This is a genomic window from Paracoccus sp. NFXS7 (assembly GCF_040148865.1).
GTDB lineage: Bacteria > Pseudomonadota > Alphaproteobacteria > Rhodobacterales > Rhodobacteraceae > Paracoccus > Paracoccus marcusii.
This window is the reverse complement of record NZ_JAKEKV010000002.1, coordinates 132,185-155,201: the sequence shown is the minus strand read 5'-3', so window position 1 is coordinate 155,201 and position 23,017 is coordinate 132,185. Positions and strand designations below refer to the sequence as shown.

Genomic DNA, 23,017 nt, shown 5'->3' with positions numbered 1-23,017 from the left:
GTTAACAATCTATAATCATATTTTTCTGCCGTCTTTCCAGGCGGAACAATGTTGCGAAGGCCCAAGGAAGGTGCAAATTGGAGACCATGGACAAGCCCTTGGAAACACTGATCGTGGACAGCATCCTGGACGCCATCGCCGATCAGCGGCTGCGCGCGGGGACCAAGCTGGGCGAACAGGCGCTGTCGGATATCTTTGCCTGCAACCGCGCCCATGTGCGGCGTGCGCTGTCGATGCTGACCGGCTGGCAGGTCGTGGATCACCTGCCCAATCGCGGCGCCTATGTCGCGACGCCCACCCCACAGGATGCGCGCGACGTCTTCCAGGCGCGCCGTGCGATCGAGACGACGATCTGCCGCAATGCCGTCCGGCTGGCCGACGCGCAGGACCTGGCCGACCTGCAGGCGCATCTGGCAGCCGAGGATGCGGCCCGCGGGCAGGACAACCGCCCCGCCGCCATCCGCCTGTCGCGCGGGTTTCACATCCTGCTGGCGCGGATCGGGCGCAACCCGGTGCTGACCCGCTATCTGGACGAACTGACGATGCGGTCGTCGCTGATCATCGGCCTGTACGCCCAGGGCCACGCCACGCTGTGCGCCGAGGATGAGCATGCGAACATCGTCGCGGCCATTGCCGCGCGGGACGAGGGGCGGGCCCTGTCCCTGCTGGACACGCACCTGCGCCATATCGAGGCGGGGATCCGGTTCGACGACGCGTTGCCTGTGACGGGCGCGCTGTCGGCGGCGCTGCGGGGGCGCTAGCGGTCCAGGCCGGTGCGGCGGGCGGCGATCCGTTCCAGCGCCTGAAAGCCTTCGTGGATCAGCACCGCGATGATGCCGACGACCAGCCCGCCCTGCAGGACGAAGGCCGTGTTCGACGACAGCAGCCCCGCGATGATCACCTCGCCCAGGGTGCGGGCCGCGACGGTCGAGCCGATCGTGGCCGTGCCAAGCGAGATCACCGCCGTCAGCCGCATCCCCCCCAGGATCACCGGCAGGGCCAACGGCAGGTCGACCTGCCACAGCCGCTGGCGATGGGTCAGGCCCATGCCGCGCGCGGCCTCGGCCACATTGGCGGGCTGGGTGGTCAGGCCTGCCAGGGTGTTCTCGAACACCGGCAGCAGGCCATAGAGGAACAGCGCCACCAGGGTTGGCCCGGCGCCGAACCCCATGATCGGCACGGCCAGTGCCAGCACCGCCACGGGCGGAAAGGTCTGGCCTACGCTGGTGATCGTGCGCGCCAGTGGCAGGAACTCGCGCCCCGCGGGCCGCGTCACCAGCACCGCCAGCACCAGCGCCACCACGGTCGAGGCGATGACCGCCAGCCCGACCAGCGCCAGATGCGACAGGGTCAGCGACCAGAGCGGGGTCTGGGTATAGATCGCGGGCGCATTGTTGCGGGTGAAGGGTTGAAAGACCGGCGCGAACCAGCCCGGCGCGATCAGGAAGGCCAGCAGCAGAACCGCGGCCATGGCCAGCAGGATGCGTCCGATCATTCCGCCGCCCGCGCCTGCGGGGCGGCCTGGGCGCGCAGGGCAGCCAGGGTGATGACGCCGCCGCCCTCGACCGGCAGGGCGTCGCGCCCGCTCCACAGGCATTCGGCCAGCGCGTCGCGCAGGGTCGCCTCGCGCGGCAGGGCGGGGCCGTCGGCCTGGCCCTCGCGCGCCAGGGCATGGGCCGGGGTCAGCGACAGCAGGTGGAAGGGTCGCTGATCCAGCCCGATCAGATCGCGCACGAAGGGCGTGGCGGGGGCGGTCAGAATCTCGGACGGGGGGGCGTATTGGACCAGGCGGCCCTTGTCCATGACGGCGATGCGGTCGCCCAGGGTCACCGCCTCCTCCATGTCATGGGTGACCAGGATCAGCGTGGTGCCAAGCCGGCGCTGGATGTCGCGCAGGTCGGCCTGCGCCTTGGCGCGGATCACCGGGTCCAACGCGCCAAAGGGCTCGTCCATCAGCAGCAGGTCGGGCTTCGCCGCCAGCGCACGGGCCACGCCCACGCGCTGCTGCTGGCCGCCGGACAGCTCATGGGGCATGCGGTCGCGGAACTGGTCGGGCGCCATCTGGAACAGCGTCAGCAGTTCGTCCACCCGGTCGCGTATCGCGGCCTGGTCCCAGCCCAGCAGGCGCGGGACGGTGGCGATGTTCTGGCCCACGGTGCGATGCGGGAATAGCCCGTGGCCCTGGATCGCATAGCCGATGCGGCGGCGCAGCAGATGGGGCGCGACCTCGCGCGTGTCCTGCCCGTCGATCAGCACGCGACCGCTGCTGGGTTCGACAAGGCGATTGATCATGCGCAACAGCGTCGTCTTGCCCGACCCCGATGTGCCGACGAGCGCCGCGATCTGGCCCGGTTCGACCGTCAGGCTGACATCGTCGACCGCGGCGCGGCCGTCATAGATGCGGGTCAGGTTCTGGATGTCGATCATGCGGACCTCCGGCTGGAACGCACCAGCAGATCAAGAGCGATGCCGGCGGTCAGCGCCAGCGCGATGGTGGGCAGGGCGCCCAGCAGGACCAGATCCATCGCGGTCTGGTTCAGGCCCTGAAAGACGAAGGTACCGAAGCCGCCGCCGCCGATCAGCCCCGCAATGACCGCCAGCCCGATATTCTGGACCAGCACGATCCGCACCGCCGCCAGCAGCACCGGCAGCGCCAGCGGGATCAGCACCTGCGCCAGCAGCTGCGTCCGCGTCAGGCCCAGGCCGATCGCGGCCTCGCGCGTGGCAGGGTTCACGCCGGTCAGCCCGGTCAGCGTGTTCGACACGACCGGCAGCAGCGAATAGAGAAACAGCGCGACCAGCGCCGGGAACAGGCCGATGCCCGCCACCCCCGCCTGCGCGGCGCCGGGCACATTGGCCGCGATCCATCCAAAGACGGGGATCATCACCCCGAACAGCGCCAGCGACGGGATCGTCTGCAGGATATTCAGCACTGACAGAACCGGCCCCCTCAGCTGCCGCGCCTGATAGAGCGCCACCCCAAGCGGCAGCCCGATCAGCAGCGCCAGCGCCAGTGACCCAAAGGCCAGCGTCAGATGCGCCCGCGCCTCGCGCAGGAAGATGTCCTGACGCGCGGCGTATTCGCGCATGACGGACACCCCGTCCAGCGCGCCCGATCCCAGGATCGCGCCGATGGCGACGACCGCCCCTACCAGGATCAGCCAGCGCAGCCACAGCGCCGGGTTCATCCGCGCCAGCGCATCGGCCAGCATCAGGGCGAACGCCAGTGCCATCAGCCAGAACCCGACCGATGGCGCGACGCGGGCCAAGGTGTTGTCGGGCGGGGTCAGATGCGTCGCCGCCGCGCCCAAGGCCAGCAGCACCGCCAGCAACGCCGCCGCACCAGCCCCAAGGCGCAGCGCGGGCGGCCAGCGCAGGCAGCCCGCAACCAGCACCGCGGCCAAGGCCACGGTCAGGATCAGTCCCTGGGGCAGGGCGGCGGTCAGGGACAACCCCTCGCCCAGCACGATGCGGTTCGGCTTGAACTGCACCAGCGGCAGGGCCAGCCCGGCCAGACCGATCACCGCAAACAGCAGGCCGGGCCGGTCCAGCCGCGCGCGCATCAGTCCAGAAAGCCCGCTTGGGTCAGGTGGTCGCGCGCGACGGTGGCGGCGGGTTCACCGCCGATCTGGATGCGGCCGTTCAGCTCCTGCAGGGTCTCAAGGTCCAACGACGAGAAGATCGGCGCCAGGATGTCGGGGATCTCCGGATGCGCCTCAAGAACCTCGGCGCGGATAATAGGAGCGGGCTGATAGACGGGCTGCACGCCCTTGTCGTCCTCCATCACGACCAAACCGGCGGGCGCAATGCCGCCATCGGTGCCATAGACCATCGCCGCGTTCACGCTCGAGGTCTGCTGCGCCGCCGCCGCGATGGTCGCGGCCGTGTCACCGCCCGACAGCTGCACCAGCTGGTCGGGGCTCATGGTGAAGCCATAGGTTTCCTGGAACGCCGGAAGCGCCGCGGCCGAAGTCACGAATTCGGTCGATGCCGCCAGCTTGACGTCGCCGCCCCCCGCGATCCATTCGCCCATCTGGGTCATGGTCTGTAGGTCGTTTTCGGTCGCGACGTCCTGGCGCAGCGCGATGGCCCAGGTGTTGTTCGCGGGCGAGGGTTGCAGCCAGACGATATCGTTCTGTTCCAGATCCAGCTCGGCCACGCGCTTGTAGCCGGCTTCGACATCCTTCCAGACATCGCTGTCGGCCTCGTTGAAGAAGAACGCGCCGTTGGCGGTGTATTCCGGATAGATGTCGATCTGCCCCGAGGTGATCGCGTCGCGCATGATCGGGGTGCCGCCCAGCTGCAGGCGATCCTGCACCGGCAGGCCCGCATCCTGCAGCGCCAGCAGGATCATGTTGCCCAGAAGGCCACCCTCGGTATCGATCTTGGAGGACACGGTGATGTCCTGGGCACCGGCGGCGCCGCCGAGGCCGATCAGCAGCGCGGCAAGGGGGGTAAGGGCTTTCATGCGGATCTCCTGTCGCGCGGACGGCATTGTTGGGCTCGACAATGCAAATGCCCGCGCGGCGATTTGGTTCCGGCATGGATGGGTAGGATCCTGTCGTCCCGCCCATGGCGATCCGACCGACCGGGGCTGACCCGTGCCGCACCGGATGCCGGTCGTCCGTCGGTCACGGACGCGCCGGCCCGGCCTCAGCCGCCGATGCTGCGCCCCGCGCTGGACCCGCCGAACCCGCCGCGCGACGCGGCCGTGGCCCGCGTCATCGGCGCCTGTCCCGCGGTCGGCGCGGGCCGCGTGAAGTTCTGCGACGACATCGACGCACGCCCGGCATTGCTGCCGAAATTGGTGGTGCCGGCGGCGTTGGTGAAGCCGCCCTGCGCATTGCGGTACATCGGCTGCGAGGCCGCCATCCCGCCGCCCGCGCGACCCAGCATGCTGCCGATCAGATAGCCCGCCAGCAGCGGCATGAAGATGCTGCCCGACCCGCCCTGCGACACCTGCTGATCCTCGGACCCGCAATTGCCGGCACCGTGCTGCTCCTCGCAGACGGCCAGGCTGTCATAGCGGGGCGCGGCCTCGACATGCAGGGCCTCGGCCTCGGCAAAGGCCTGGCTGCACTGATCGGCAGTCACCAGGCCGCCGTTCACCGCCGCCGCCTGGCAGCTGGCAAGGTCCGGAAAGGCCTGCGCCTCGACCTGTTCGTCCCGGCAGCCCGCGACGGTGAAGGCGGCCGCCCCCAGAATGGTCAGGGCGACGGTCCGTGAACGTGTCCTCATGGAAATCCTCCTTGGCGGGTCAGCCCGCGATGAAATGCGGCTTGAAGCGCGACAGGTCCTGGGTGATGCGGGCGCGATCCTCTCGGATGCCGATGCCGGCGCAGGCATCGCCCACGATCCAGGCACCGATGACCGGGCGGAAACCCTCGAATTCGGGCAGGGGGTGATAGGCCTGCACGATCCGCGCATGCCCGTCGTAATCGTGGTTGTCCGACGCCTCGGTGACCGCGCCGTTCTCGACGATGACGACGCCCGCGCCTTCGCGCGAGAAGATCGGCTTGACCACATGGGCGGCGCGGAACTGGTCGGCCACGCGCCCGAAGGCCTGGGCCACGGACGGGTCGGGCTGGCCGTCCTCGACCAGGGCGGGGGCCACGTCGTCGGCGAAGAAGGCGGGCAGCAGGTTCGGGTGACCCTCGAACATCTCCCACAGGACGGGCAGCAGGCCCTTGTTCGACACGACGGCCTTCCACGCAGGCTCAAGGAACATGCAGCCCGACCCCGCGATATGGCGGGCATAGTCGTCGGCCAGCAGGTCCTCCCACGGATACAGCTTGAACAGCGTGCCGATCACCCGATCCTCGGCGTCCAGGAACTGGCCCTTCTTGCTGACGGCCAGCTTGTCCAGGTCGGTGTAGTGCGCACCCATCCCGGCCTCGCGCGCGGCCCAGGCCATCGATTCGACCGTGGCGTAATCCTCGGCGTTGTTCGCGACGGCGGTGAAGTGGATGTCGGTGTTCGGCGCGAACAACTCGCGGAACCGCTCGACCAGCGCCTCGTGGATGCCGTTGAACTGGTCGGCCCCCGTGGGCAGGTGTCCCGCCGCCAACTGATCCTCCAGCCACTGCCACTGGAATGCCGCCGATTCATACAGCGAGGTCGGCGTGTCGGCGTTGTATTCCAGCAGCTTGGCCGGACCGGTGCCGTCATAGACCAGATCCATCCGCCCATAGATCGCGGGCTCGGACCGCGCCCAGCTGTCGGCGATCAGCGCGTGATGCGCCTGCGGGATGCCCAGACGCGTCATCAGCGCGGGGTCGGCCACGATGCGGTCGACCGCCTGACGCACCATCGCGTGCAGTTCGGTCGCGGGGCCTTCCAGGTCGTCTTCGATCTGGGCCAGCGTGAACTGATAGGCGGTGGTTTCGTCCCAATAGGGCTCGCCATGCATATGGGCGAAGGTGAAGCCGACATCGGCGGCCTTGGCGGCCAGGTCGGGGCGTTCGGGAAGGGTGATCTTGCGCATGCCCAAGATGTAGTCGCTGCGCGCCGCGAGGACCAGTGCCCCGGATGTCGCGCGCGGGTGAAATCCCCTGCATCCGCCACGGCGATCGCCGCGGGCGGCCGGTGATCTGCAGATCGGAGGATACAGTGGTGAGCCCAACAGGATTCGAACCTGTGACCCACTGATTAAAAGTCAGTTGCTCTACCAACTGAGCTATGGGCCCATCACGAGGCGGTTCCTAGGGGGGGTGGCCGGTGGCGTCAAGCAGAAAAATCAACCCATCTGGCGGAATCCGTCCGTGCGGCCTATATCGCGGCCATGACGCATTCTCATTCGACCGGGCTGCCCTTCCTCAAGATGCACGGGCTGGGCAACGACTTCGTGGTACTGGATCTGCGCGGCGGGTTGGCCCGGCCGGACGCGGGCCTTGTCGCGCGCATCGCGGACCGCCATCGCGGCGTGGGTTTCGACCAGCTGGCCGGGGTCGAGGATTGCGGTGATGCGGATGCGCGACTGGTGTTCTGGAACGCGGACGGGTCGCTGTCGTCGGCCTGCGGCAATGCGACGCGCTGCATCGCGCGCTGGCTGATGGACCAGACCGGGGCGGCGTCGCTGCGCCTGCGGACCGATCACGGCATGCTGCTGGCCGAGGACGCGGGCGGCGGGCTGACCCGTGTGAACATGGGGCCGCCGGTCCTGGACTGGCGCGCGATCCCCTTGGCGCGGGACGTGGACATCGATCATCTGCCCATCGCGGGTGATCCGGTCGCGACCGGCATGGGCAATCCGCATGTGACCTTCTTCGTCGAGGACGCCGACGCGGTCGATCTGGACCGTTTCGGCCCTGACCATGAGCATCACCCGCTTTATCCCGAACGCACCAATGTGGAGGTCGTGCAGGTCCTGTCGCGCGACGCGATCCGGCTGCGCATCTGGGAACGCGGAACCGGGCCGACGCTGGCATCCGGGTCGTGTTCCTGTGCGGCAGTGGTGGCGGCGGCGCGGCGCGGGCTGACCGAGCGGCGCGTGAGGGTGCATGTGCCCGGCGGGCAGCTGTTGATCGACTGGCGCGAGGATGGCGTCTGGATGGAGGGGCCGACCGCCATCGTCTTCGAGGGGCGCCTGACGCCTGCGTGGCTGGCATGAGCGCGCCGGTCTTTTCCACCCTGGGCTGTCGCCTGAACGCCTATGAGACCGAGGCCATGCGCGAGATGGCCGAGGCCGCGGGCCTGTCCGGCGCGGTCGTGGTCAACACCTGCGCCGTGACCGCCGAAGCCGTCCGCAAGGCCCGCCAAGAGATCCGCCGCCTGTCGCGCGAGAATCCCGGCGTGCCGGTCATCGTCACCGGCTGTGCCGCCCAGACCGAACCCGAAACCTTTGCCGCCATGCCAGAGGTCACCAAGGTCATCGGCAACCATGAGAAGATGCAGCCCGCCACCTGGGCGTCCCTGCGCGCCCCCGACCTGATCGGCGAGACCGAGAAGGTGGTCGTGGACGACATCATGTCGGTGCGGGAAACCGCGGGCCACCTGATCGACGGGTTCGGGCGGCACCGGGCCTATGTGCAGGTCCAGAACGGCTGCGATCACCGCTGCACCTTCTGCATCATCCCCTATGGCCGCGGCAATTCGCGGTCGGTGCCAGCAGGTGTGGTGGTCGAGCAGATCAAGCGTCTGGTCGGGCGCGGCTTTAACGAAGTCGTGCTGACCGGGGTGGACCTGACCAGTTGGGGCGCGGACCTGCCGGGCACGCCGCGGCTTGGCGATCTGGTCATGCGCATCCTGCGGCTGGTGCCGGACCTGCCGCGCCTGCGGATCAGCTCGATCGATTCGATCGAGGCGGACGAGAACTTGATGCTGGCCATCGCGACTGAACCGCGCCTGATGCCGCATCTGCACCTGTCGCTGCAGGCGGGCGACGACATGATTCTGAAGCGGATGAAGCGCCGCCATCTGCGCGACGATGCCATCGCCTTCTGCGAAGAGGCGCGGCGGCTGCGTTCCGACATGGTCTTCGGCGCCGACATCATCGCCGGCTTTCCGACCGAGACCGATGCGATGTTCGACAATTCACTGAAGCTGGTCCAGGATTGCGGCCTGACCTTTCTGCATGTCTTCCCCTATTCGGCGCGCAAGGGCACGCCCGCGGCGCGCATGCCCGCCGTGCCCGGTCCCGCGATCCGCGACCGGGCCGCGCGGCTGCGGGCGGCGGGCGATGCGGCCTTGCGCACACATCTGGAGGCGCAGGTCGGGGTTGCGCACCGGGTGCTGACCGAAGGGCCGCGCCTTGGCCGGACCGAACAGTTCACCGAGGTTGCCTTTGACAGCGACCAGCCCGAAGGGGCGCTGATGACCCTGACCGTTGCGGGGCATGACGGGCAACGGCTGACAGTCTGACAGGGGGGGCATGGGGGCGCTGCCCCCGCCCTGCGGGCTCCCCCGGGGTATTTTCGCAACGGAGAAATGGCGGGTTGCCGGGATGCGCGGGGGCTTCTAGCCTGCCCCTTCGGAGGAGATGAATGACCGTGATCCTGTATTCCCATGACAGCGCCCGCCGCCACGTGACGCCCGATGGCCACCCCGAGCAGGTGGCCCGACATGATGCCGTGATGGCCGCGCTGGAGGGGCTGGCGCTGGACCGGCGCGAGGCGCCCGTGGCCGAGGATGCCGAGGTGCTGCGCTGTCATCCCGTCCGCTATCTGCAGGGCCTGCGCGATGCAATGCCGCAGACGGGGACCCGCCAGATCGACGCGGACACGCATCTGTCGCCCGGCAGCCTGGAGCCTGCGCTGCGTGCCGTGGGTGGGGCCTGTGCGGCGGTGGACGCTGTTCTTGCCGAAGAGGCGCGGCGGGCCTTCGTCGCCCTGCGCCCGCCGGGGCACCATGCCGAGGCCGAGGTCTCGATGGGGTTCTGCCTGTTCGGCACTGTGGCGATCGCGGCGAAACGCGCGCTGGATCATCACGGGCTGGAGCGGGTGGCGGTTCTGGATTTCGACGTGCATCACGGCAACGGCACGCAGGCCCTGCTGTGGGACGAGGCGCGGGTGCTGTTCGTCAGCAGCCAGCAGTTTCCCCTGTGGCCGGGCACCGGGGCCGCGTCCGAGCGTGGCGCGCATGGGCAGGTGGTGAACCTGCCGCTGCCGCCCGGATCGGACGGGGCGCTGGCTTTGTCGGAATGGCAGGGCGCGCTGGACCGGATGCGGGAGTTTTCGCCGCAGCTGGTGCTGATTTCCGCCGGCTTTGATGCCCATCGCGACGATCCGCTGGCGCAGCTGGAATGGGACGACGACGATTATGCCGCCCTGACACGCGCGATCCTGGACGCGGCGGGAAAGGCCCCGGTGGTATCCTGCCTGGAAGGTGGTTATGACCTTCGGGCCTTGGGTCGCAGCGTGCGGGCCCATGTCGATGTGCTGATGGAGGCCGACTGATGAGCGATATCACCACCCTCTCGTTCGAGGAGGCCATGCGCGAGCTGGAGGCCACGGTCGGCAAGCTGGAGACCGGAGAGGCGACGCTGGAGGAATCGATCGCGCTGTACGAACGCGGCGCCGCCCTGCGCGCGCATTGCGAGGCCCGCCTGCGCGAGGCCGAGGAGCGGGTCGAGAAGATCACCTTGGCCGCCAACGGCCAGCCTGCCGGCACCACCCCCGTCGAGGGCCTGTGATGCAGGACCGCCTTGCGCGTGTCCGCATCGAGGTTCAGGCCGAGCTGGATCGCGCCATCACGGCGCTGCCGCCCGGCGATCTGCGCGATGCGATGGCCTATGCGGTCAACGGCGGCAAGCGCCTGCGTGCCTTTCTGGTGATGGAATCGGCACGCCTGCATGGGGTGTCCGACGATGCCGCCCTGCCGGTCGCCGCGGCGGTCGAGGCGCTGCACGCCTATAGCCTGGTCCATGACGACCTGCCGGCGATGGACGACGACGACCTGCGGCGCGGTCAGCCGACCGTCCATGTCAAATGGACCGATGCGACCGCGATTCTGGCGGGCGACGCGCTGCAGACGCTGGCGTTTCAGCTGTTGACCGATCCGCGCATCGGCGCGCCCGAAGCGCAGGTGCGGCTGGTGTCCGCGCTGGCGCAGGCGTCGGGGGCGGCGGGCATGGTCTGGGGGCAGGCGTTGGACATCGCCGCCGAAACCGCGGGCACGCCGCTGGACCTGGACGCGATCACCGAATTGCAGGGTGGCAAGACCGGCGCGCTGATCCGCTTTGCCGCGACCGCAGGGCCGCTGATCGCGGGCGACGATCCCGCGGCGCTGGACCGCTATGCGATGGCCCTGGGCCTGGCCTTCCAGATCGCCGACGACATCCTGGACGTGACCGGCGATGAGGCCGTGACCGGCAAGCGCGTCGGCAAGGATGCCGGGGCCGGCAAGGCGACCTTCGTGTCGCTGCTGGGCCTGGACGGCGCACAGGCCGAGGCGCGGCGTCGTGTCGCCATGGGAACCGATGCGCTGTCGCACTATGGTGATGCCGCCGGGAACTTGCACGATCTCGCGCGTTTCGTTATCGAGCGCGACACTTGAACGCCCGCCCCGGAGGAGGGCCAGCCATGACCGATCGACCCAAGACGCCGATTCTGGACCGCGTTAGCCTGCCGTCGGATCTGAAGACCCTGACCGACGCGCAACTGCGCCAGCTTGCCGACGAGCTGCGGGCCGAGACCATCAGCGCCGTCAGCGTGACCGGCGGCCATCTGGGCGCGGGCCTGGGCGTGGTCGAACTGACCGTGGCCCTGCACGCGGTCTTTGACACGCCGCGCGACAAGCTGATCTGGGACGTGGGGCATCAGTGCTATCCGCACAAGATCCTGACAGGGCGGCGCGACCGCATCCGCACGCTGCGCATGGGCGGGGGCCTTGCGGGGTTCACCAAGCGGGCGGAAAGCCCCTATGACCCGTTCGGGGCGGGGCATTCGTCGACCTCGATCAGCGCGGCCCTGGGTTTCGCGATGGCGCGGGAACTGGGCGGCGACCCGGGCGATGCGATCGCGGTCATCGGCGACGGCGCCATGAGCGCCGGCATGGCTTACGAGGCGCTGAACAATGCGGGCCATGAGGGCAAGCGCCTGTTCGTGGTCCTGAACGACAACGAGATGTCCATTGCGCCCCCGGTCGGCGCCATGTCCTCCTATCTGACGCGCCTTTATGCGGGCGGGCCGTTCCAGGAGCTGAAGGCAGTGGCCAAGGGCGCCGTCGGCATGCTGCCGGACGCCCTGCAGGAGGGCGCGCGCCGCGCCAAGGAGATGCTCAAGGGCATGGCCGTGGGCGGAACCCTGTTCGAGGAACTGGGCTTTTCCTATATCGGGCCGGTCGACGGTCACGACATGGAACAGCTGCTGCCCCTGCTGCGCACCGTGCGGGCGCGGGCCGACGGTCCGGTCCTGATCCACGTCGTGACCAAGAAGGGCAAGGGTTATGCCCCGGCCGAGGCGGCCGCGGACAAGGGCCATGCCACCGCCAAGTTCGACGTGATCACCGGCGTGCAGGCCAAGGCGAAATCGAACGCGCCCAGCTATACCGCCGTCTTCGCGCAGGCGCTGATCGATCAGGCGGGCCGCGACGATCGTATCCTGGGGGTGACCGCCGCGATGCCGGACGGGACCGGCCTCAAGCAGTTCGCGCAGCGCTTTCCGCGCCACTGCTTTGACGTGGGCATCGCTGAACAGCACGCCGTGACCTTTGCCGCCGGTCTGGCCGCGGGAGGCATGAAGCCTTTCGTTGCGATCTATTCGACTTTTCTGCAGCGCGGCTATGACCAGATCGTGCATGACGTCGCGGTCCAGAACCTGCCCGTCCGGTTCGCCGTCGACCGTGCCGGGCTGGTGGGCCAGGATGGTCCGACCCATTCCGGCGCCTATGACACCGCCTTCCTGGCCAATCTGCCTGGATTTGTCGTCATGGCCGCCGCGGACGAGGCCGAACTGGTCCACATGGTAGCCACGGCCGCCGCACATGACAGCGGCCCCATCGCCTTCCGCTTTCCGCGCGGAGAGGGCACCGGGGTCGAGATGCCCGAGCGCGGGCAGGTCCTGCCCATCGGCAAGGGCCGCGTGATCGCGGAGGGCAAGGGCGTCGCCATCCTGTCCTTCGGCACGCGCCTGTCCGAGGTGATGACCGCGCGCGAGGCGCTGATGGCGCGGGGCATCACGCCCACGGTCGCCGACGCGCGCTTTGCCAAGCCGCTGGATCGTGACCTGATCCTGGCCCTAGCCCGCGATCACGAGGCGCTGATCACCATCGAGGAGGGCGCCGTCGGCGGTTTCGGCAGCCATGTCGCCCATCTGCTGGCCGAGGAGGGCGCCTTCGACAAGGGGCTGCGCTTCCGGTCGATGGTCCTGCCGGATGCGTTCGTCGACCACGACGCGCCGCGGGCGATGTATGACAGCAGCTGCCTGAACGCCCAGCATATCGAGGACAAGGTCCTCTCCGTGATGGGCGTCCAGTCGTTGGCCGCGCGGCGCACCGACCGCGCCTGATACCTTTCGGCTGATCCCCTAAGGGGGTCAGCCGGGCGCATAGCTGCGCACCAGCGCGCCCGCGATCATTCCCCATCCGTCCACGACCACGAAGAACGCCAGCTTGAAGGGCAGCGACACCACCACCGGGGGCAGCATCATCATGCCCATCGACATCAGCACGGCCGCCACGACCAGGTCGATGATCAGGAAGGGCAGGGCGATCAGGAACCCGATCTCGAAGGCGCGCTGGATTTCGGACAGCATGAAGGACGGGATCAGCACCGACAGGCGGTCTGCGGGGCCGGTGCCGGGCGCGATCTCGGCCAGGTTGGCAAGGGTGTCGGGGTCGGTGCGGGCCGCCATGAACCCCTCGAACGGCACGATGCCGCGCTGGAAGGCCTCGGCGATGCCGATCTGACCCTGCTGCAGGGGCAGGCCCGCGACGGTCCAGGCCTCACGCAGGACCGGGTCCATGATGAACCAGGTCAGAAAGATCGCCAGGCTGACGATCAGCATGTTCGGCGGCGATTGCTGCAGGCCGATCGACTGGCGCAAAATCGACAGGACCGTCACGATGAACGGAAACGCGGTCACCATGATCGCGATGCCCGGCGCCAGCGACAGCGCCGTCAGCACCAGGACCAGCATCACCGCATTGTCGCCCAGCCCGGCGCCCAGGGCGCCGCCCAAGTCCTGCGCCCACAGGGGCGAGGGCAGCAGGGCCGCGACCGCGACAAGGGCCGCGGCGCGGATCACGCCGCCCCCGTCGCGCCCAGGACGCGCACGCACAGCCGGTCTTCGGTCGATCCGTCGCCGGTCAGCTCGCCCCGCGCGATGACCTTGTCACCCACGCAGATCTCGACCCCGTCCTCGATCGCCTGGTCCAGGACCAGGATGTCGTCGGCGCGCATTGAGGACAGCTGCGAGACGGTCTGGCGCGTGCGGCCAAGGCGGATAGTCACCTCGACCTGGATGGTGTCGGTGTCGATCAGATGCTTCAGTGCGTCCATGTGCTGTCCTCCTGGGTGATTTCCGCGATCAGGGCGCGGATGTCGCCCGCGATGCTGTCGGGGGTAAAGTCGATGTGGCCGCCCTGCAGCGACACGGTGATCAGGTCCTGCGGGACCGGGGCGATCTCGATGCCCTCAAGGCCGGCCTGGGCCAGGCAGCGGCGGACCATGTCGGCCAGCCGGTCGCTGCAGGCGATGCACAGGCCCACGGGGGTCGCGCGCTGCGCCAGATGGGTCAGCTCTGCCTGCAGGGCCTCCTCCAGCCGGCGCGACGCCAGGGGCGGGGCCATCAGGTCCAGGACCTGATGCAGGATCGGCGCCAGCGCATCGACCGCCTCCTGGCGCATCTGGCGGCGGCGGGTCTCGTCCGCGGCCAGACCGGCGGCGACCTGTTCCAGGCTGGCGCTCAGGGCGCGCAGCTGGTCGTCCTGGGCCTGCGCGCTGGCCTGCGCCACGCCGTCGGCAAAGGCCTGGTCCAGGTCGGCCTGCGTGTAGGTCACCTCGACACGCGCCGCGACCGCGTTCGAGAAGGACTCAAGCTTGAAGAGGGCCAGGCTCAATTCACCTTCTCCTTGTTGTCGATCCATCCCGACAGGATCTTGACGCTCTCGTCATGACGGTCCTTCATCATCGCCTTCAGGCGGGCGACCGGGTCGGCAGGGGGCAGGGCCAGCTGGTCCAGCCCCGGAAACTCGATCGGCACGATCCGCGGGTTGTCCGGAGAGGGCTCGTCGTCGATCATGCCCGTCAGCCCGCCCATCATCGGGGGCATCGGCGGCAGGCTGTTGTCCAGCATCGGTGCAGGGGCGGGCGCGCGATTGCGCATCATCGGGCGCAGGACCATCACGATCACGGCCAGCGCAAAGACGCCGATCAGCGCGATGCGCGCCAGATCGTTCAGCGCCAGCCGATCAAGGAAGCCCGGCGTGGCCAAGGTGCCATTCTCGCCCAGCGTGGCGAAGGGCAGCGACTTGACGGTGATCTGGTCACCGCGCGCCTCGTCATAGCCCACGGCAGAGGCGACCAGCTCGCGCAGCGTCTGCAGTTCGGCCTCGGACCGGGGGGTCAGGGTGGTCTCTCCGTCGGCACCGGCCTGCGGGACGCCGTTCACCAGGACGGCGACGGTCAGGCGGCGGGTCGATCCGGGCTGGCGCTGAACCTCACGCGTGGTGCGGCTGACCTCGAAATTGGACTGGGTCCGGTTCTCGGCGCGGCTGCTCTGGCTGGTGTCGCCCGGCTGTTCCGTGGCATCGGGCAGGTTCGAGGCCGCGGTGACTGCGCCCTTTCCGGTCGAGTTGCTCTCGTCCGTCGTCTCCTCGGTCACGGTCGAGATCAGGGCGCGGGCCTCGGGGTCATAACGCTGTTCGGTCAGCAGTTCGGTTTCGGTCAGCAGGTCCAGGTTCAGTTCGACGATGGCGTTTCCGATACCGACATGGGGCTCCAGGATGCGTTCGACGTTGCGCTTCATCTCGGCCGCGCGGTCGGCTCCTGTCTGATCCTCGGTCGCGGCGATGATCCCGCGCTGCGAATCGATGACAGTGACGCGGTCGGGCTGCATGCCCGGTACGCCCGACGACACCAGGTATTTCAAGGCTGCGGCCTGTTCGCGCGTGATCGTGCCCCCATTGGTGGTCAGGGTGACCGAGGCGCTGCCGTTCTGGTCGCGGCGGTATCCGCGTCCGGTCTCGATCGCCAGGTGGACGCGGGCGGTCTGGACGTTGGGCAGGGCCAGGATGGTGCGCGCCAGCTCTCCCTCCTTCGCGCGCCAATAGGCGGCGTCGAACATCTGCGACGTGGTGCCAAAGCCCGACATGCCGTCCAGCAACTCGTAGCCGGTGCTGCCGGCGGCGGGCAGGCCTTCGGCGGCCAGATCCATGCGCAGGCGGTCGCGCTGATCGGCGGCGACATAGATCGAGTCGCCCCGCACCTCGTAGGGAACGCCGGCGCGTTCGATGCCGGCGATGACCTCGCCGGCCTGGGCGCTGTCCAGCCCGCCATAGATCAGGGCCATGCTGGGGCGGCTGGCCATCCAGCCGAACCCCGCGATCACCAGGAACGTCCCCAGAAAGGCCGCCCCCAGGATCATCCGCTGTCGAGAGCTTCGCTCGTTCCAGTAGTCCTGCAGTTTTTGCAAAACCGTTCCTTTCGAATCATCGCGTCATGGTCGTCTGACCCTGAAATGACATGGGCCACGTTAAGAATTGGTTAGTCGCAACCTGATATTTCGGTCTGGTCAGGACGGAGAATCACGATGACCGACATTGTTGCGGCGGCACCCGAAAAGCCGCGCGGAAAGAAGGGGTTGCTGATCCCGCTGGTGGCGACGCTGGTCCTGGGCGGGGCGGGATTCGCATCCAGCTATCTGGGTTTCTGGTCGCCCTCCGGCATGCTGTCGGGCCCCGAGGAGCCGGTCCAGTCGACCGAGCACATGAGCGTCGAGTTCATCGACATCCCCACCATCGAGATCGTCATCCCGGGCGGGCGGGCCCGCAGCCTGGTCCTGTCCGCGACGATCGAGACCGACACCACCCACAAGGCCGAGGTGAGCCACCTGATGCCGCGCGTGTCGGACGCGTTCACGACCTTCCTCTCGGGCGTCGATCCGGCGGCCTATGACAAGCGCGGCGTCCTCGAGGTGATCCGCGCCGAACTGGTCACCCGCACCCGCTTCGTCCTGGGCGAGGAGCCGGTCAAGGACCTTCTGATCACGGAGTTTCGATTCAAATGACGCTGGAACAACTGATGCAGATCCTGCTGCTGGCGGCCTGCCTGGGGCTTGGCGTCTTCTGCGCCACCCTGGCGCGGCGCCTGCGGCGGATGAACAACCTGGAAAGCGGTCTGGGGGGCGCGATCGCCGTCATGGCCGCCGAGGTCGACCGCCTGGAACGCGCCATCCGGTCGGCCCGCGACGAGGCCACCGCCGCCAGCGAGCGCCTGGCCGAGGAAATCGAGACCGCACGCCGCGAACGCGCCATCTGGGATCTGCGGCAGCGCATCGGCGCCGCCGCCTCCGAGGCGCCGCAGCCGATGCCTTCGGGTCGCCGCCTGCGCAAGCGCGAGGTGTCCCATGGCTAGGCATCTGCTGCCCGCGCTGACATTGCTGTTCGCCCTGCCGGCCGGTGCGATGATCTGGCAGGGCCAGAACCTGTCGGGGGTGTTTGCCGCCGTGGCCGCGCCCACCGACCTGCTGGACGGCTGCGGCGATGTCCCCGAGGCCGTGGCCCTGGCCGAGGAGCTGCGCGACCGTGCGCTGCGCATAGAACGCTACATGGAATCCATCGACGCACGGAAGGCCGAGCTGGCGCAGGCGGAAAGCACCCTGCGCGAACGGCTGGCCGAGCTGCGCGCCCAGAAGGGCAGCATCACGGCCCGCCAGGACGGCGCGACCCAGGCCGTGCGCACCGACATCGACCGGCTGATCGCACTTTATGACCAGATGAAACCTGCCGAGGCAGCCGCCATCCTGACCAACCTGCCCGCCGATTTCGCGGCCGAGATCCTGATGCGCGTCCAGCCCGAGGCCGGCGCTCGCATCATCGCCGCGGTCGAGCCGCGCCAGGCCGCCCTGCTGACCGCCCAGATGGGCGCGCGCAGCGTCCGCAACCCATAAGGAACCCCGCAATGTTCGGTTTCGTCGGAATATTCCTTACGATCGCCATGGTGTTCGGCGGCTACCTGCTGGCCGGCGGCAAGATGGGCGTCATCCTGCATTCGCTGCCCTTCGAGATGATGATGATCATGGGCGCCGCCGTCGGCGCCTATCTGCTGGGCAACGACAGCCATACGCTGAAGGCCACCTTGGGCGGGCTGATCCGCGCCTTCAAGGGCCCGAAATGGAACGCCCAGGATCATCAGGACGTGCTGTGCCTGATGTTCCAGCTACTCAAGATTGCCAAGGAGAACCCCGTCGCGCTGGAACAGCACATTGAGAATCCGGGCGAATCACCGATCTTCACCGCCTATCCCAAGCTGGCGGCGGATCATCATGTCGTCTCGCTGATTGCCGATACGCTGCGTTCGGCCAGCCTGAACTATGACGATCCCTACCAGGTCGAGGACATGCTGTCCCGCCGCATCGCCGTCCTCAAGGAGGAGGAGATGCACGTCCCCCACGCGCTGCAGAACATGGCCGACGCGCTGCCCGCCCTGGGGATCGTCGCGGCGGTTCTGGGCGTGATCAAGACCATGTCCTCGATCGATCAGCCGCCTGCGGTTCTGGGCAAGATGATCGGCGGGGCGCTGGTCGGTACTTTCCTGGGGGTGTTCCTGTCCTATGGCTTCGTGGCGCCGCTGGCCAACCGGCTTGGCGCGGTCGTCAAGCAGGACCTGGGCTTTTACGAGGTCGTCAAGTCGGTACTGGTCGCAGGCCTGCACCAGCACGCCACCACCCTGTGCGTCGAGGTCGGCCGCCAGACCGTGCCCGAACATGTGCGCCCCAGCTTCGACACGCTGGAAGGCGCCCTGAGAGAGCTGAAGAAGGCGGCGTGATGACCCGGATCGGCCTGCCGCTTCTGATCGCCTGCCTGGCTGCTGGTCCGGTCGCCGCCGCTGGGCTGGACGGCTTTCGCCGCACCGCCGACGAATGGCTGCTGACCGGACAGGGGCTGCCGCGCGATTATCGCGTGACGCTGCTGCAGATGGACAGTGCCGACCGGCTGCAGGCGATCGCCTATCTGCGCCGCATCGGATTGTTGACGGAACGTCCCTGGTCGCTTGACGACCTCCTGCGCCCCGCGGCCACCAGAACGGAGCCCCGCGAATGACCCCCATCGCCGCCCTCTCGGGCAAGTCCACCAAGATCCTGGACGCGCCCCTGCTTGTCACGGGCGGCCTTGTGCTGGTCGTCATATCGATGGTGATCCCGCTGCCGGCCGGCGTGCTGGATTTCGGCATCGCCATCTCTATCGCCACCGCCGTGATGGTGCTGGTCATGGCCTCGCTGGTCGAGAAGCCCACCGACTTTCAGGCGTTCCCGGTCCTGCTGCTGGTCAGCCTGGTGATCCGGCTGTCGCTGAACGTATCGTCGACCCGACTGATCCTGACCGAAGGGCAGAACGGCAAGGAGGCGGCGGGTTCGGTCATCAACGGCTTTGCCGAGTTCGTGGCGGGGGGGTCGATCCTGGTCGGGATCACGATCTTTGCGGTGATCTCTGTGGTGAACTTCATGGTCATCACCAAGGGCTCGGGCCGTATGGCCGAGGTCGCCGCCCGCTTTGCGCTGGATTCGCTGCCCGGCAAGCAGCTGGCCATCGACGGCGATCTGAACGCCGGTGCCATCGACCACCAGGAGGCGAAGCGCCGCCGCATCCAGGAACAGCGCGAGATCAGCTTTTTCGGGTCGCTGGACGGCGCGTCGAAGTTCGTCAAGGGCGACGCGGTGGCGGGGATCGTCATCACGCTGATCAACCTGTGCATCGGTCTGGTCGTGGGCATCACGATCCACGGAATGCCTCTGGGAGAGGCGGCGGCGACCTATTCCCACCTGACGGTTGGGGACGGGCTGGTCAGCCAGATCCCGGCGCTGATCACCTCGATGGCGGCGGCGCTGTTGCTGTCGCGGGGCGGGGCCACGGAAACCACCGCGGGCCTGATGTCGACCGAGTTCGTGCGCAGCTGGCAGCCGGCGGCGATGGTCGCTGCGGCGATGGTGGTGATCTCTCTCGTGCCGGGGATGCCGAAGCCGCTGTTTCTGGGGATCGCGGCGGGGATGGGCTTTATGGCCTGGCGCATCGCGCAGAAACGCCGCATCGCGGACGAGGCGCTGCCCGACCTGCCCTTGGGCGACAGCGCGATCAAGCCCGCCGCTCGCATAGGGGATGTCCTGGACACCGACGACATCAGCGTCGAGATCGGGTCGGACCTGATCGTGACCGCGCTGGACCAGGCGCGGGGCCTGGGCAGCCGCATCAGCAACCTGCGCATCCACATCGCCCGCAGCTTCGGCCTGATCCTGCCGGATGTGCGCATCACCGACACCGACGATCTGCCGCCCGGCGATTATCAGATCCGCATCCACGGCGTCATCCGCGGTCGCGGCACCCTGCGCCCGGCCGAGATCCTGGCGCTTGGCCCGGATGCCGTGCTGGCCGATCTGCGCGGCGTGGCGGTCCGCGAGCCGGTCTATTCCAGCCCGGCCCGCTGGATCCATCCGACCGACCAAGAGGACGCGGCGACCATGGGCGCCACCGTCGTGACCCCGATGGAAGTGCTGTCCACGCATCTGATGGAGGTGGTCAAGGCCAACCTGCCCGCACTGCTGACCCTTGGCGCGATGCAGCGCCAGATCGAGGAACTGAAGACCCTGTCCGACACGGGCCGCGCCGAACGCTATCGCAAGTATTTCGACGCGATGATGCCGGAAAAGGTGACGCCCGAGACGCTGCTGGCGATCCTGCGCGCCCTGCTGGAGGAGCGGATCTCGATCCGCAACCTGCCGCTGATCGTGGATGCCATCTGCGAGTTCCGCAACGTGGAATCGGCCGAGACGATCTATGAGCTGGTGCGCAAGCGCCTGCGCGGCCAGATCACCCAGCAATATTCGGACGAGGCCGGTCGCGTCGCAGCCCTGCAGCTGCATCCCGCCTGGGAGGCGGAGTTCGTGCGCGCCGATGCCGAAACCGGACGTGCGGGAGGCGGGGCGATGACCCCCGCCATGTCCAAGAAGCTGGTCGAGGCCACCCGCCGCGCGCTGTCCCTTGCTGAACCCGTCGCCCGCACTGTGCTGGTCGCGCCCGACCACCGGCGCCGCATGGTCCGCGCGGTGCTGGGGGCCAACGGCATGGCGGTCCCGGTCCTGGGTCTGGAGGAGATCGATCCCGCCGCCGAACTGCGCCTGCTGGGCACCGTCGAGGCCGCATGATGTGGGACCAGCTGCAGGCCATCGTTCCGGGGTTGGACTGGGCGCTGGTGCTGGTCTATGTCCGCGTGCAGGCCTGCGTGGTGGCCCTGCCAGGCCTGGGCGAACGCGTGATCTCGGCCCGCGTCAAGGTGGCGATCGCGCTGGCGCTGGCGCCGCTGCTGTCGGGCATCGCGCCCGGCCCGCAGATGCCCGAACAACCCCTGGGCATGATCGCGCAGGTCGGGGTCGAGATGGTTCTGGGCTTTGCCACGGGCATCATGCTGCGGCTGCTGACCATCGCCATCGACATCGCCACCACGGCCATTGCCGCGACCGCGTCACTGTCCCAGATCATGGGCATCCAGAACGAGATGTCGCCCCATCCCATCGGCAACATGCTGCACCTGGCCGGCATGGCGGTCCTGATGGCCATGGGACTGCCGGTCATGATCGTCGAGCTGATCGCCGACAGCCTGCGTCTCTGGCCGCCTGCGGACCTGCCCCAGGTCGAGGGACTGGTAATGGCCGTCGTCCGCATGGTGACCGACAGCTTCTGGCTGGCGATGATGCTGGCCGCGCCCTTCACCTTGGGCGGGTTCCTGTACCAGGCGCTGTCGGGGGTCATCAACCGGGTGATGCCCGCCCTGCCGGTCGTGTTCATCGGCGCGCCCGCCTCCATCCTGCTGGCGCTGATGGGGTTGGTGATCCTGGCGCCGCTGCTGGTCAGCATCTGGGCCAACGCGGTCATGGGCTTCATGCTGCCGGCACTGCCATGAGGGACCGCGGATGAGCGAGGATACCGACGACAAGCAGTTCGAGGCCACCGACCAGAAGCTGCAGCGTGCGCGCGAAAAGGGCGACATTCCGCGATCGACGGAATTGAACGTCACGATGATGTATCTGGGGGCATTCCTGGCCTTTTCAGTCATGGCGGGCTTTGCGGTGCGCCAATGGATGGCCATGGCCACGCGGGCGCTTGGCGCCGAGGGCTGGTCGGACAGCGGGCCGGCACCGATCGCGCGCGGCCTGGCCGCCTATGCCGCGACCGCCACGATCGGCTTGGCCGCGCTGGTGATGGGGGCGATCCTTCTGGGGCTGATCGCCACGCGGGCGCTGATCTTCTCGCCCCAGAAGCTGGCCTTCGACATCAAGCGCATCAACCCGGTCAAGAACGCCGCGCAGAAGTTCGGCAAGGACGGCCTGGTAACCTTTGCCTTTTCCCTGGGCAAGGCCGGGCTGGTCTGTGCGGGGGGGTGGTTCCTGTTCGCATCGCTGCTGGACCGGATCGCCGCCGCGGCGATGGCGGACGGGCAATGGGTTGCGGCGCTGGGCTCGATCCTTGGGCAGGTGCTGATGCTGGGGCTGGTCGTCTCGATCGTCTTCACCGTGCCGGACATGCTGTGGAAGTGGTTCGACCACCGACGCAAGAACCGCATGAGCCGCCAGGAGATGCAGGACGAGTTCAAGGATTCCGAAGGCGACCCGCACATGAAGGGCGCCCGCCGCCAGCGCGCGGTCGACATCGCGATGAAGCAGATGCTGGCCGACGTGCCCACCGCCGACGTCATCATCGTCAACCCGACCCATTATGCCGTCGCCCTGAAATGGTCGCGGGGGTCCGGCCGTGCCCCGGTCTGCGTGGCAAAGGGCACCGACGAGGTCGCCGCCCGCATTCGCGCGAAGGCGACCGAGGCGGGCGTGCCCATCTGGTCCGACCCGCCCTGCGCCCGCGCCATCCACGCCCAGGTCAAGGTGGGCGAGGAGATCGACCGCGCCCATTTCGCCGCCGTCGCCGCCGCGATCCGCTTTGCCGAGAAAATGCGACAGAAGGCCCGTTCCGGATGGTAGACAAGATCAAGCAGCTGCAGCAGCTGGAACGCATCGCGCGGCTGAAGGCCGAGCGTCAGCTCAAGACCTTTGCGGCGTTCAATGCGCACATGACCGTCGCACGCCAGCGCATCGATTCGCTGCAGGCCACGCTGGCGCAAAGCTATGACAGCACCGCCCCCCTGACCCTGCCCGAGGCGCGCATCGCCAACGCCCAGGCCGGGCGTGCCGCACGAGAGCTGCGCCATGCCGACCAGGAGCTGCAGCGGATGCTGCCCCGGTTCCAGATCGCCCGCCAGCAGGCGGCGCGCGAATTCGGCCGGGCCGAGGCGCTGCTGGGCCTGGGACAGGACGAGGCGGAACGCCGCCGCAAGGAGAAATACTGAGCCGTCGGCGGCATTGGACAGGCTGCGACC

26 protein-coding genes and 1 tRNA gene are annotated in these 23,017 nt (G+C 68.4%); 16 read left to right on the top strand and 11 right to left on the bottom strand.

Annotated elements, in window-relative coordinates; translation table 11 throughout:
• The first annotated feature begins 86 nt into the window (after positions 1-86).
• Entirely contained in the window at positions 87-761 is a 675-nt protein-coding gene (locus tag LZ686_RS05460) for a GntR family transcriptional regulator (protein ID WP_139597903.1), read from the top strand.
• On the opposite strand, the gene LZ686_RS05455 is transcribed toward LZ686_RS05460, so the two are convergent.
• The 7 genes from LZ686_RS05455 to LZ686_RS05425 all read right to left on the bottom strand — a co-directional run bounded on the left by LZ686_RS05455 (position 758) and on the right by LZ686_RS05425 (position 6,686).
• Positions 758-1,495 (bottom strand): ABC transporter permease, encoded by a 738-nt coding sequence (locus LZ686_RS05455; RefSeq protein WP_273744163.1) that lies wholly within the window; start codon positions 1,493-1,495, stop codon positions 758-760. The genes LZ686_RS05460 and LZ686_RS05455 overlap by 4 nt on opposite strands.
• Positions 1,492-2,427: an ABC transporter ATP-binding protein gene (locus tag LZ686_RS05450; RefSeq protein WP_127897667.1), complete on the bottom strand. Its 936-nt coding sequence runs from the start codon at positions 2,425-2,427 to the stop codon at positions 1,492-1,494. The genes LZ686_RS05455 and LZ686_RS05450 overlap by 4 nt, the downstream gene beginning before the upstream one ends.
• Positions 2,424-3,563, bottom strand: a complete 1,140-nt coding sequence (locus LZ686_RS05445) for an ABC transporter permease (protein ID WP_349547199.1) — start codon at positions 3,561-3,563, stop codon at positions 2,424-2,426. Before LZ686_RS05445 ends, LZ686_RS05450 begins: the two co-directional genes overlap by 4 nt.
• Positions 3,563-4,468: a glycine betaine ABC transporter substrate-binding protein OsmF gene (osmF, locus tag LZ686_RS05440; RefSeq protein WP_349547198.1), complete on the bottom strand. Its 906-nt coding sequence runs from the start codon at positions 4,466-4,468 to the stop codon at positions 3,563-3,565. The genes LZ686_RS05445 and osmF overlap by 1 nt, the downstream gene beginning before the upstream one ends.
• A gap of 185 nt (positions 4,469-4,653) precedes the next feature.
• Positions 4,654-5,238, bottom strand: coding sequence for a DUF1190 domain-containing protein (locus LZ686_RS05435; protein WP_252928086.1), 585 nt, complete (start codon positions 5,236-5,238; stop codon positions 4,654-4,656).
• A 19-nt stretch (positions 5,239-5,257) separates the two neighbouring features.
• Positions 5,258-6,484, bottom strand: a complete 1,227-nt coding sequence (locus tag LZ686_RS05430; protein ID WP_349375588.1) for a glutathionylspermidine synthase family protein — start codon at positions 6,482-6,484, stop codon at positions 5,258-5,260.
• Positions 6,485-6,610: 126 nt separating this feature from the next.
• Positions 6,611-6,686 (bottom strand) — tRNA-Lys (locus LZ686_RS05425).
• 95 nt (positions 6,687-6,781) lie between these two features.
• On the opposite strand from LZ686_RS05425, the gene dapF reads away from it, so the two are divergent.
• The 6 genes from dapF to dxs all read left to right on the top strand — a co-directional run bounded on the left by dapF (position 6,782) and on the right by dxs (position 12,944).
• The gene (dapF, locus tag LZ686_RS05420) at positions 6,782-7,609 is read left to right on the top strand and encodes a diaminopimelate epimerase (RefSeq protein ID WP_349547197.1); all 828 of its coding nucleotides are present in this window, start codon (positions 6,782-6,784) and stop codon (positions 7,607-7,609) included.
• Positions 7,606-8,859 (top strand): tRNA (N(6)-L-threonylcarbamoyladenosine(37)-C(2))-methylthiotransferase MtaB, encoded by a 1,254-nt coding sequence (mtaB, locus tag LZ686_RS05415; protein WP_349547196.1) that lies wholly within the window; start codon positions 7,606-7,608, stop codon positions 8,857-8,859. Before dapF ends, mtaB begins: the two co-directional genes overlap by 4 nt.
• A gap of 122 nt (positions 8,860-8,981) precedes the next feature.
• Positions 8,982-9,893, top strand: a complete 912-nt coding sequence (locus LZ686_RS05410) for a histone deacetylase family protein (RefSeq protein ID WP_349547195.1) — start codon at positions 8,982-8,984, stop codon at positions 9,891-9,893.
• Positions 9,893-10,129, top strand: a complete 237-nt coding sequence (locus LZ686_RS05405; protein ID WP_045982791.1) for an exodeoxyribonuclease VII small subunit — start codon at positions 9,893-9,895, stop codon at positions 10,127-10,129. The genes LZ686_RS05410 and LZ686_RS05405 overlap by 1 nt, the downstream gene beginning before the upstream one ends.
• Positions 10,129-10,992, top strand: a complete 864-nt coding sequence (locus tag LZ686_RS05400) for a polyprenyl synthetase family protein (RefSeq protein WP_349547194.1) — start codon at positions 10,129-10,131, stop codon at positions 10,990-10,992. The genes LZ686_RS05405 and LZ686_RS05400 overlap by 1 nt, the downstream gene beginning before the upstream one ends.
• Before the next feature lie 26 nt (positions 10,993-11,018).
• Positions 11,019-12,944, top strand: a complete 1,926-nt coding sequence (gene dxs / locus LZ686_RS05395; protein ID WP_349547193.1) for a 1-deoxy-D-xylulose-5-phosphate synthase — start codon at positions 11,019-11,021, stop codon at positions 12,942-12,944.
• Positions 12,945-12,971: 27 nt separating this feature from the next.
• Here dxs and fliP read toward each other — a convergent pair whose 3' ends face one another.
• Genes fliP through fliF form a run of 4 tightly spaced genes read right to left on the bottom strand, consistent with a single transcriptional unit; the run spans position 12,972 to position 16,070 of the window.
• Positions 12,972-13,679, bottom strand: a complete 708-nt coding sequence (gene fliP / locus LZ686_RS05390) for a flagellar type III secretion system pore protein FliP (protein WP_405045252.1) — start codon at positions 13,677-13,679, stop codon at positions 12,972-12,974.
• Positions 13,679-13,936 (bottom strand): FliM/FliN family flagellar motor switch protein, encoded by a 258-nt coding sequence (locus LZ686_RS05385; RefSeq protein ID WP_349547192.1) that lies wholly within the window; start codon positions 13,934-13,936, stop codon positions 13,679-13,681. Before LZ686_RS05385 ends, fliP begins: the two co-directional genes overlap by 1 nt.
• Positions 13,924-14,496: a hypothetical protein gene (locus tag LZ686_RS05380; protein WP_349547191.1), complete on the bottom strand. Its 573-nt coding sequence runs from the start codon at positions 14,494-14,496 to the stop codon at positions 13,924-13,926. The genes LZ686_RS05385 and LZ686_RS05380 overlap by 13 nt, the downstream gene beginning before the upstream one ends.
• Positions 14,493-16,070: a flagellar basal-body MS-ring/collar protein FliF gene (gene fliF, locus LZ686_RS05375; RefSeq protein ID WP_046000673.1), complete on the bottom strand. Its 1,578-nt coding sequence runs from the start codon at positions 16,068-16,070 to the stop codon at positions 14,493-14,495. Before fliF ends, LZ686_RS05380 begins: the two co-directional genes overlap by 4 nt.
• Before the next feature lie 117 nt (positions 16,071-16,187).
• On the opposite strand from fliF, the gene LZ686_RS05370 reads away from it, so the two are divergent.
• The 9 genes from LZ686_RS05370 to LZ686_RS05330 are packed head-to-tail and all read left to right on the top strand — an operon-like array spanning position 16,188 to position 22,987.
• The gene (locus tag LZ686_RS05370) at positions 16,188-16,664 is read left to right on the top strand and encodes a flagellar basal body-associated FliL family protein (RefSeq protein ID WP_349547190.1); all 477 of its coding nucleotides are present in this window, start codon (positions 16,188-16,190) and stop codon (positions 16,662-16,664) included.
• Complete coding sequence (locus LZ686_RS05365; protein ID WP_046000675.1) at positions 16,661-17,011, top strand: hypothetical protein; 351 nt, start codon at positions 16,661-16,663, stop codon at positions 17,009-17,011. The genes LZ686_RS05370 and LZ686_RS05365 overlap by 4 nt, the downstream gene beginning before the upstream one ends.
• Positions 17,004-17,546 (top strand): MotE family protein, encoded by a 543-nt coding sequence (locus LZ686_RS05360; RefSeq protein WP_349547189.1) that lies wholly within the window; start codon positions 17,004-17,006, stop codon positions 17,544-17,546. Before LZ686_RS05365 ends, LZ686_RS05360 begins: the two co-directional genes overlap by 8 nt.
• Before the next feature lie 11 nt (positions 17,547-17,557).
• Complete coding sequence (gene motA / locus LZ686_RS05355) at positions 17,558-18,424, top strand: flagellar motor stator protein MotA (RefSeq protein WP_349547188.1); 867 nt, start codon at positions 17,558-17,560, stop codon at positions 18,422-18,424.
• Positions 18,424-18,699, top strand: coding sequence for a hypothetical protein (locus LZ686_RS05350; RefSeq protein WP_052714842.1), 276 nt, complete (start codon positions 18,424-18,426; stop codon positions 18,697-18,699). The genes motA and LZ686_RS05350 overlap by 1 nt, the downstream gene beginning before the upstream one ends.
• Positions 18,696-20,795, top strand: coding sequence for a flagellar biosynthesis protein FlhA (locus LZ686_RS05345; RefSeq protein ID WP_046000676.1), 2,100 nt, complete (start codon positions 18,696-18,698; stop codon positions 20,793-20,795). Before LZ686_RS05350 ends, LZ686_RS05345 begins: the two co-directional genes overlap by 4 nt.
• Positions 20,792-21,550 carry a flagellar biosynthetic protein FliR gene (locus tag LZ686_RS05340; protein WP_349547187.1) on the top strand — a complete coding sequence of 253 codons (759 nt, stop codon included), beginning with the start codon at positions 20,792-20,794 and terminating at the stop codon, positions 21,548-21,550. The genes LZ686_RS05345 and LZ686_RS05340 overlap by 4 nt, the downstream gene beginning before the upstream one ends.
• Before the next feature lie 10 nt (positions 21,551-21,560).
• Positions 21,561-22,622 (top strand): flagellar type III secretion system protein FlhB, encoded by a 1,062-nt coding sequence (gene flhB / locus LZ686_RS05335; protein ID WP_148911171.1) that lies wholly within the window; start codon positions 21,561-21,563, stop codon positions 22,620-22,622.
• Positions 22,616-22,987 (top strand): hypothetical protein, encoded by a 372-nt coding sequence (locus LZ686_RS05330; RefSeq protein WP_045982803.1) that lies wholly within the window; start codon positions 22,616-22,618, stop codon positions 22,985-22,987. Before flhB ends, LZ686_RS05330 begins: the two co-directional genes overlap by 7 nt.
• Positions 22,988-23,017 lie beyond the last annotated feature (30 nt).

Coding starts and splice junctions, on each gene's coding strand:
- motA (WP_349547188.1), top strand. CDS start 17,558: ATGTTCGGTTTCGTCGGAATATTCCTTACGATCGCCATGGTGTTCGGC.
- LZ686_RS05330 (WP_045982803.1), top strand. CDS start 22,616: ATGGTAGACAAGATCAAGCAGCTGCAGCAGCTGGAACGCATCGCGCGG.
- LZ686_RS05455 (WP_273744163.1), bottom strand. CDS start 1,495: ATGATCGGACGCATCCTGCTGGCCATGGCCGCGGTTCTGCTGCTGGCC.
- LZ686_RS05370 (WP_349547190.1), top strand. CDS start 16,188: ATGACCGACATTGTTGCGGCGGCACCCGAAAAGCCGCGCGGAAAGAAG.
- LZ686_RS05430 (WP_349375588.1), bottom strand. CDS start 6,484: ATGCGCAAGATCACCCTTCCCGAACGCCCCGACCTGGCCGCCAAGGCC.
- LZ686_RS05450 (WP_127897667.1), bottom strand. CDS start 2,427: ATGATCGACATCCAGAACCTGACCCGCATCTATGACGGCCGCGCCGCG.
- LZ686_RS05365 (WP_046000675.1), top strand. CDS start 16,661: ATGACGCTGGAACAACTGATGCAGATCCTGCTGCTGGCGGCCTGCCTG.
- LZ686_RS05410 (WP_349547195.1), top strand. CDS start 8,982: ATGACCGTGATCCTGTATTCCCATGACAGCGCCCGCCGCCACGTGACG.
- dapF (WP_349547197.1), top strand. CDS start 6,782: ATGACGCATTCTCATTCGACCGGGCTGCCCTTCCTCAAGATGCACGGG.
- LZ686_RS05345 (WP_046000676.1), top strand. CDS start 18,696: ATGACCCCCATCGCCGCCCTCTCGGGCAAGTCCACCAAGATCCTGGAC.
- LZ686_RS05445 (WP_349547199.1), bottom strand. CDS start 3,563: ATGCGCGCGCGGCTGGACCGGCCCGGCCTGCTGTTTGCGGTGATCGGT.
- LZ686_RS05435 (WP_252928086.1), bottom strand. CDS start 5,238: ATGAGGACACGTTCACGGACCGTCGCCCTGACCATTCTGGGGGCGGCC.
- LZ686_RS05385 (WP_349547192.1), bottom strand. CDS start 13,936: ATGGACGCACTGAAGCATCTGATCGACACCGACACCATCCAGGTCGAG.
- LZ686_RS05405 (WP_045982791.1), top strand. CDS start 9,893: ATGAGCGATATCACCACCCTCTCGTTCGAGGAGGCCATGCGCGAGCTG.
- LZ686_RS05350 (WP_052714842.1), top strand. CDS start 18,424: ATGACCCGGATCGGCCTGCCGCTTCTGATCGCCTGCCTGGCTGCTGGT.
- dxs (WP_349547193.1), top strand. CDS start 11,019: ATGACCGATCGACCCAAGACGCCGATTCTGGACCGCGTTAGCCTGCCG.
- mtaB (WP_349547196.1), top strand. CDS start 7,606: ATGAGCGCGCCGGTCTTTTCCACCCTGGGCTGTCGCCTGAACGCCTAT.
- LZ686_RS05360 (WP_349547189.1), top strand. CDS start 17,004: ATGGCTAGGCATCTGCTGCCCGCGCTGACATTGCTGTTCGCCCTGCCG.
- LZ686_RS05400 (WP_349547194.1), top strand. CDS start 10,129: ATGCAGGACCGCCTTGCGCGTGTCCGCATCGAGGTTCAGGCCGAGCTG.
- LZ686_RS05340 (WP_349547187.1), top strand. CDS start 20,792: ATGATGTGGGACCAGCTGCAGGCCATCGTTCCGGGGTTGGACTGGGCG.
- LZ686_RS05460 (WP_139597903.1), top strand. CDS start 87: ATGGACAAGCCCTTGGAAACACTGATCGTGGACAGCATCCTGGACGCC.
- flhB (WP_148911171.1), top strand. CDS start 21,561: ATGAGCGAGGATACCGACGACAAGCAGTTCGAGGCCACCGACCAGAAG.
- osmF (WP_349547198.1), bottom strand. CDS start 4,468: ATGAAAGCCCTTACCCCCCTTGCCGCGCTGCTGATCGGCCTCGGCGGC.